The sequence below is a fragment of the Pseudoalteromonas sp. NZS11_1 genome (genome assembly GCF_015864275.1).
GTDB classification, from domain to species: Bacteria; Pseudomonadota; Gammaproteobacteria; order Enterobacterales; family Alteromonadaceae; genus Pseudoalteromonas; species Pseudoalteromonas arctica.
The window spans coordinates 163,768-172,128 of record NZ_JADYXK010000006.1 but is presented as its reverse complement, the minus strand read 5'-3'; the positions used below and the strand labels follow the sequence as shown (position 1 = coordinate 172,128).

The following is an 8,361-nucleotide window of genomic DNA, read 5'->3' as shown; positions in this document are numbered from 1 at the left end:
GAACGAGTGAAACGTTATATTCTTCCAGAAAAAAGAAAACGGCCCAAAAGTAGGACCGTTCGAATTTCAAAAACTCGGTACACCATTAAGTCAAAGCATGCTTAACTGAATGGTGTTAGCTAATTAGCGGCTCTTTTTGTATTTTAAATTAATCTGAACTCAAGTTAATTAGTAGCTTGCGCTGTTGGTTGCTGTTTATTTAGTTGTAAGTAACTTAGTAGCCACATACCCAAACCACCTAAAAATAATGCAGCTGCTACGTAACCTGTTTGATTAGGTGCAGCACCCTGTGCTATTGCAATTCCACCGACCCAAGGGCCTATAGCATTGGCAGTATTAAATGCGCACTGTACTAAGGCACCAATCATAGCGTGGCCTTCGGGTGCAACGTCCATTAAAAGCGTTTGAATCAGCGTAGCCAAGCCCACACTGCAACCAATAAAGAAGATCACTGCATAAAGAGCCCAAATATTATGGCTTGCCGTTACATAAGCAAAGGCAAATACAATGGTACATACAAGCGCAAGGCCAGTCGTTTTAATTGCTGATTTATCGGCAGCTTTACCCAGTACATAGTTACCGAGCGTACAACCAATACCAAACATTACCATTGCGATAGAAATAGTATATGGGGCTGTTTTTGTTACCACTAAGATGGTGTCGGCAATGTAAGTATAAATACAAAATACCCCGCCAAAGCCAATAATTACAATACCCAAAATAGACCAAACCAGTTTGTTTTTAAGTACGCCAAACTCGTTTAGTAAGTTAGAAGGCTTAGCGTTATCTATATTTGGAACTACTTTATAAACAAAAATAAAAGCAATAAATGCAAGCACTGCAGCGCCGGCTAAACAATACCGCCAACTAAGGTTTTGACCCACAAGTGTTACAACAGGCACACCAACAATAGTAGCCACAGTTAAACCCATAAACACCTTAGACATAAAGCTAGCACGCTTACCTTTTGGGGCAATATCCGATGCTAATAAAATAGCCGCGCCAAAATATGCACCATGAGGTAAACCACTTAAAAATCTAAATATTACAAGCTGCTCAAGCGACGTTGCCATCGCGCTTAATCCGTTTGAGACAAACATTAAGCTTATAAATATGAGCAATGCTTTGCGCTTTCTCATATTAGCAGTGGTAAGCATTAAAATAGGGGCGCCCACTACAACACCAATGGCGTAAGCACTAATTGCATAGCCACTTTGTGATGGCGTTGAGCCAAATGTTTCGCTAATTAGTGGCAGCATAGGCATCATCGAAAACTCAGATAATCCTAAAATAAATGTGCCTAGCGCTAATACGAGTAAAATAGCGGTTCTGTTAAGTTGACTAGATGCCGACGTTACATCTGATGTCATAGATGATCCCTTAAGGTTTAATTTTAAAAATGAAACTGCACAATAGATCTTGAATAGGACATATTATGTGTATGCTTAAATTTTGGTGTGAGAGGGTAGTCTGTGAGGGCGCTATTTTAAGTTAAAAAAAGTACAGAGTCATGCATAAATTAGTGGTTTTATTAGGTTTTTAAAATGTTAATTAGAAGAAAATACTACTTAACATTTATAAAATAAAAAAACTATTTATAAAGCATATATATATAAGATATTAAATATTAGCCGAAAGGTTATTTAAAGCTTATATTTACAGTACAGCTACATATTGATATCACATTAATTTGCTAATTTTTGTACTAATTTACTCCTTAAGGTTTTTATATGTTTGGTATTTCTAAAAGAAACGCAAAAATTGAAGAAATGGAGCTTCAATTAATTCAAAAACAATCTATTTTATCGGCAATTAATAAGCACGTTGCTTATATAGAGTTTACACCTGATGGAATAATATTAGACGCAAACCAGTTGTTTTTAAAAACGATTGGGTATAGCAAAGAGAAAATAATTGGTAAGCATCATCGTATGTTTTGCGAACCTGAATATGCAAAGTCAAGCGAATATAGTCAATTTTGGCAAGCATTAAAAACAGGGAATTCTAAAGCAGGCTCGTTTTTAAGGTACAAAGCTAATGGCGATAAGCTTTGGCTTGAGGCAACTTACTTTCCTGTAGAAGAGCGCGGCGTAGTCACCAAAGTTATTAAAATAGCCTCTGATATTACGACCAGTTACATACAAAGAAAAGCGCAAGAAGCTATTGCAAATGCACTCGACAAAGCCTTGGCTACAATAGAGTTTACCCCAGAGGGTAATATTTTAAAGGCGAACCAAAACTTTTTAGCAACAATAGGTTATAGCTTAAAAGACATTGTAGGCAAGCATCATAAAATGTTTTGTACTAAATTGTTTTATGAGAAAAACCCACGCTTTTGGAGTGAATTAGCGCAGGGGCAGTTTAAGTCAGGAAAATTTAAACGTATTGCCGCCGACGGTTCAGAAATTTGGTTAGAAGCAACTTATAACCCAATTTTAGATAGCAAAGGTAATGTAATTAAAATAATTAAGTTTGCATCAAATATTACCGATCGAATTAACAATAACAGTGCAGTGACAGAAGCCGCTGCAATAGCACATGAATCGGCGGTAGCTACTGCTACAACCGCTAAAAAAGGCTCTGAAATACTACAAAGCTCTATAGCGAACTCCGACGCCATTGTAAGCCAAGTACTTAAATCGGTAGATTTAATAAAAAATCTTAATGAACAGTCTGCGGTCATAGGCTCCATTGTTTCGACAATTAGCAGCATTGCGGATCAAACTAATTTACTGGCACTTAATGCCGCAATAGAAGCAGCGCGTGCTGGTGATTATGGTCGAGGTTTTGCTGTAGTAGCTGATGAAGTAAGGCAGCTTGCAGCCAGCACGAGTCGCTCTACTAATGAAATAGCAAGTGTTGTTAAAAATAACCAAGAGCTCACTAATGATATATCAAAGCAAATAACGTCAGTTTCAGACTCATCAAAACAAGGAAGAGAGCTTATTGCTAATGTGTCTGAGGTTATTAAAGAGATTGAACGTGGAGCCGATATTGTTTCTCAAACGGTAGCTAAGTTAAATGTTTAATTTATTATATGACCTTTTAGATTAAACACACCTAACAACATTCTAAATTGATAAAGTGCGACAATATGTCGCGCTTTTGCTTTTGCAACTCACACTATAATTACGCCAATTATTACAGTGGCATAAATTAACAATGGTTTATAAAAGCAAAACTCAAAAAACATATTTACTAACTCCTGTCGCACTTTTTATTAGCGGTGTGCTATCTCCTTTTGCATTTGCCGACGATACGCCTTTAGAAGTGATTGAAGTACACGGACATGCTCAAAATAAGCATTTAGCACTTGGTTCGTCAGAATCGTTATTAAGTGATTTAGGTGTCGATTTTTCAGCAGCGGGCGGCGTATCTAACTTACCTATTTTAAATGGTTTAATGGGCGACAGAGTTAAAGTGTTAGTTGATGGTGCAGATGTAACCGTTGCATGCGCTAATCATATGAACCCGCCACTTTCGTATATCTCGGCTAATCAAATTACGTCTTACAATGTGGTTGCAGGCGTGTCGCCAGTAAGCGCGGGCGGCGATAATATTGCCGGTGTAATAAGCGTTAATTCTATTTCACCACAATATAGCGATAGCAATGAATTAGGTTGGCACTCAGGTTATGTGTCAGCAAAGTACAGTAGCGTTGATAACGGACGTAAACTTGGCGTTGGTGCACGTTTAGCAAGTGACACGTTTAGCCTTAATTATCAGGGTTCGTTTAGTGACGCAGATAGTTATGAAGACGGTAACGGCGATGTAGTATTAGATACATTGTATCGAGCACAAAATCATAGTTTAACCGCAGCTATGCGCGATGATAAACAGCAATTAGTTATAAAGCTAACGCATCAAAAAATCCCGTATCAGGGATTTGCAAATCAGTATATGGATATGACCGATAATACCAGCTACGGTGCAATAGCTCAATACAAACGCTCCTTTGAAAACAGCGAGCTTGAAGGGCAAGTTAACTGGCATAGCGTAAAGCACGAAATGGGTTTTTTCAGTGAAGAAAAAACAGGCATGATGCGAATGAAAACCGATGCACAAGATATAAGTACGCAGCTTAAATGGCGTATTGCGCTTGATAAAAACAGCAGTATTTTACTCGGTCAAGAATATTACAATTACAGTATTGATGATTGGTGGCCAGGTATTGAAGGCTCAACCATGATGGGACCAGACGATTACGTAAATGTAAATAACGGTAAACGAGAGCGCATAGCGGCATTTGCAGAATTTGAGAGCCAAATAAATACAAAATTATGGTTAAACGCAGGCGTACGTATTGAAAGTATTAATACCCACGTTGGAGAGGTTCAATCTTACAACGATGACATGAGTATGATGGATATGGACGATATGAGCGACATGGGTAGTATGGAAAGTATGACCATGAGCGATACGTCTACAGATAATACCATCGCTGCACAGAACTTTAATGCTGGCGACAGAGATAACACCGACACCATAGTTGATGCTAACTTATTAATTAACTACCAAATAACAAATTATGATGAGCTGCAATTTGGTCTTGCCCGTAAAAACCGAGCGCCTAATTTATACGAGCGATACAGTTGGGGTGTAAGCACCATGGCAACCACCATGATTGGTTGGTATGGCGATGGTAATGGTTATATTGGTAACCCTGATTTAGACGTTGAAACAGCGCATACAATAAGTGCTACTTATATTAAGCAGGCTAAAGATGATGGTTGGCGGTTAAGCACCAATGTTTGGTATACAGATGTGAGTGACTATATTGATGCTGATATTGTAAGAAGCTTCAATAGTTATGACTTGGACAACACTGCGCGTAACATTTTTCAGTTTACTAATGTAGATGCTATTTTGTATGGTGCAAAAATAGATTTAACAGCCAACATTTATGAATCTAAGCAATTAGGTAATTGGCAGTTACACGCTAATGTTACTAATACGAGAGGTAAGCGCGACGATACTAACCAGCCGCTTTATCAAATTAAACCACTGCAAACCCAGCTAGGTATTAGCCAGCAAATAGGTCGATTTGAAAACGCGTTATCTTGGCAGTGGGTCGATACTAAAAGCCGTGTAGATAATAATCGTTTTGAAAACCAAACAGACAGCTACAGCCTGGTTAATTTAAGCTCTAAAGCCACATGGGATTCATTAACGCTAAGTGCTGAAGTGAGTAACGTGTTTGATGAGTACTACCAACTTCCGCTAGGGGGTGTAAGTATTGCGGCACTTAAACAAGATAGCAGCAACGGGTTTGAACAACTTGCTGGGCAGGGTCGTTCATTTAATGTAAGCGTTAGTTACGCGTTCTAACTAAACTAAATTATTAAAAATAAAGCAAAAGCCATAACTGTGTTATGGCTTTTTTTGCGTTTTAATATGTAAGCCGTAAACTTATTTTAATGAAATGTTTGTATGCAAAAAGCGTTCTATTAAGCACGCTTGTATTAATTTTACAGCGTTATTTTAAGGCAATGCAGTAAAAAGCAGTAACTTGTTCATCACCCAATGATTAGGAAATACAGTGTTTAAGCAATTTAAAAATAAAGTGATGGGTGCGCCAACAGCTATGGCCGGTTTAGCTTTGGGTATTGCTAGTATGGGATGGGCATGGGGAAACGTTTTTAATTTAAACTCCCAAGGGCAATTTTTGGGAGCTGTACTAGCTGGCGTATTAGTTTTACTTTTGGCTGCTAAGTTTTTACTACACCCTCATTTATTAAAAGCCGATTTAGCACACCCAGTTGCAGGAAGTGTGATCCCTACATTTGCAATGGCTAATCTTGTTATTTCAAACTCAGTTGGGCAATTTAATTCATTAGCTGGCGACATTATGTGGGTTTTAGCTTTTGTGCTGCATCTCACATTTTTGGTGAGTTTTTTATACCAGCGAGCAAAAAAGTTTAACTTTGAGGATATGGCGCCCAGCTGGTTTGTGCCGCCAGTGGGGATAATTATTGCAGATGTTACTTTTTCGGGAAATCCGACATTAGCGTGGTTAGCTTATAGCGCACTGGTGATTGGTATATCAACGTACAGTATTATGCTGCCAATTATGTTTTATCGCTTTTTATTAGCATTAAAAAGTGACTACGAAATACAGCCAACACTTGCCATTTTAGCAGCGCCTGCCAGTTTAACATTAGCGGGGTATTTTCATATTGTAGCTAATCCATCACTCTTTATAGTGGGGGCATTATTTATATTAGCGATAATAAAAACACTGATTGTTTATGTGTTATTTATAAAGTTATTACGCAGGCCTTTTACGCCGAGCTACGCTGCTTTTACATTTCCAATGGTTATTGGGGCAACTGCATTATTTAAAATGAAAGACTGGATGCAAAGTATAAACCTCGCAATGCCATATGTAGATACAGTTAATTACTTAGCTACGTTTGAACTTATAGTTGCCACGGCAGTAGTTGGTTATGTAAGTGCTCGGTACTTTTGCCACTTTAAATTATCAAAGCAACGGGTAGCGTAAAGTTACTCTTGGATTACCTCTGGCTCATTACTTTCTTGTTCAGCTAGTTTTTCGCGCTCAGCTTTTGACACATAACCAGGTTTGTTGCTTTTATGTAGTTTAGCGTTAGTGCGTTTATCTTTCTTTTGAAATTTAGTGACGATTTTTTTACGACGGTTCACAATTAAATACCCTGTTAATTTTAAGTCGCGCATTATACAGTCATCCTCATAAAAGCTGCTATATAAATATTCAGCTTAAGTTACCTGTGTGTTTAGTGTAAAGAGCTATAAGTAAGCGCTTCATAGCGTTATAATTAGCGCTCTTAGTTATTAATTAAATGGGAATTGTTTTGAAAAAGTTAGCTTTAGCCAGTATTGCTTTATTTGCGTTTGGTGCTCATGCACAGTTAAATAAAAATATTGATAGCGTTGCCGATTACGCAGTAAATACCTACCAAAATGCTCAAATACACACACTTACTAACTTAGTGGCTTTTCCGACCGTTAATAAGAGCGATATTGCCGCTCCTCAAAATCCCGATTTTATTGGCTTTAAAGCACTTTTAAAAATGAAAGCCGCAGAGCTTGGTTTTGACTATCAAGATTTAGGTTACACCGTATTAATAGGTATGGGCGAGCAAAGCGAAAAAGTAACGGTAGTAACCCACGGCGACGTGCAACCTGCTAATGCTAGTAAATGGAAACAAAGTCCTTTTATTATTGATACATCTGAACCGGGAAAATTAGTTGGTCGTGGTACGGAAGACGATAAAGGTGCAATAGCAACAGCGCTTTACGCCATGAAAGCAATTAAAGATAAAGGCATAACGCTTAATAACCGTATTGAGCTGATGATTTATCTTGCTGAGGAGTCTGATTGGGGTCCGCTTACTCAATTTATGAAAACGTATGAGCAACCAAAATATGCAGTAACGATTGATGCATCATACCCTGTAGTGGTTGCCGAGAAAGGCTGGAGCTTAATTGCACCTACTTTTAATGCAACATCACCACAGACGGGTTTATATGTAAAGGATGTAACTGGCGGTGCGTTTAGAAGCCAAATTCCAGAAGATGCAAGTTTAGTACTTCACAATGCAGACGCTGCACTTATTAATACATTAAAAGCAAAAGCTAAAACATTAAATAAAGTTGAATTTAACTTTAGTGAAAAAAGTAATGGCTTAGCAATAAGCGTTAAAGGTATGTCGGCGCATTCATCTGAGCCGGAGTCGGGTATAAATGCCATTGCTTATTTAGCTGAGTTATTTAAAGGCGTGGAGCTTGAAAATAACAGTGACGGCGAGCTAATCGACTTTGTGAATCAGTTAATTGGTTTAGACATTCACGGTAAACAGTTTGGCGGAATAGCTTATAAGCACGACTTTATGGGTCCGATGACAGTGGCACCAACCGTTATTGAGCGCGATGGTAATGCGCTAACACTTGCTGTAAATGCACGTCGCCCTATGGGTAAAGACGAAGCTGTATTACAAAAGCAAATTGATGATGCGCTAGCTAATTGGCAAGCCACTAACAATGTAACGCTTGCCAACATAGAAACAATTATTGGCACACCTATGCTGCTTGATAGCGCGCCGCATGCGCAAAAGCTGCTTGATATTTTTAAGCATTTTACGGGCGACGAAAAAGCTGACTTTGTATCAATAGGTGGTGGCACTAACGCCAAGCTGTTTGATAACGCGGTATCGTTTGGTCCTTCAATGCCAGGTAAACGCTACACAGGTCATTCAGAGCATGAATTTATGACCATTGAGCAACTTGAGCTTAATTTGCGTATGTACACAGCGATGATGATAGAGCTAGGTAATATGTAATTTATATTTAGATGCAATAGAACTAAAAATAGGTGTTGGT

6 protein-coding genes are annotated in these 8,361 nt (G+C 38.3%); 4 read left to right on the top strand and 2 right to left on the bottom strand.

Features of this window, described 5'->3' with window-relative positions:
* Positions 1-164: 164 nt before the first annotated feature.
* On the bottom strand, positions 165-1,370 hold the full coding sequence (locus I6F44_RS07295; protein ID WP_007581242.1) for an MFS transporter: 1,206 nt from the start codon (positions 1,368-1,370) through the stop codon (positions 165-167).
* A gap of 360 nt (positions 1,371-1,730) precedes the next feature.
* On the opposite strand from I6F44_RS07295, the gene I6F44_RS07290 reads away from it, so the two are divergent.
* The 3 genes from I6F44_RS07290 (at position 1,731) to I6F44_RS07280 (ending at position 6,502) form a co-directional block, all read left to right on the top strand.
* Positions 1,731-3,029 carry a methyl-accepting chemotaxis protein gene (locus tag I6F44_RS07290; protein ID WP_197173536.1) on the top strand — a complete coding sequence of 433 codons (1,299 nt, stop codon included), beginning with the start codon at positions 1,731-1,733 and terminating at the stop codon, positions 3,027-3,029.
* A gap of 133 nt (positions 3,030-3,162) precedes the next feature.
* Positions 3,163-5,328: a TonB-dependent receptor gene (locus tag I6F44_RS07285; protein WP_197173535.1), complete on the top strand. Its 2,166-nt coding sequence runs from the start codon at positions 3,163-3,165 to the stop codon at positions 5,326-5,328.
* A gap of 211 nt (positions 5,329-5,539) precedes the next feature.
* Positions 5,540-6,502 (top strand): TDT family transporter, encoded by a 963-nt coding sequence (locus I6F44_RS07280; protein ID WP_197173534.1) that lies wholly within the window; start codon positions 5,540-5,542, stop codon positions 6,500-6,502.
* A gap of 2 nt (positions 6,503-6,504) precedes the next feature.
* On the opposite strand, the gene I6F44_RS07275 is transcribed toward I6F44_RS07280, so the two are convergent.
* A complete protein-coding gene (locus I6F44_RS07275) occupies positions 6,505-6,696 on the bottom strand; it encodes a DUF2986 domain-containing protein (RefSeq protein ID WP_008169531.1) in 192 nt (63 codons plus the stop codon).
* 137 nt (positions 6,697-6,833) lie between these two features.
* Here I6F44_RS07275 and I6F44_RS07270 point away from each other — a divergent pair, with 137 nt between their 5' ends.
* Positions 6,834-8,321: a dipeptidase gene (locus I6F44_RS07270; RefSeq protein WP_197173533.1), complete on the top strand. Its 1,488-nt coding sequence runs from the start codon at positions 6,834-6,836 to the stop codon at positions 8,319-8,321.
* Positions 8,322-8,361 lie beyond the last annotated feature (40 nt).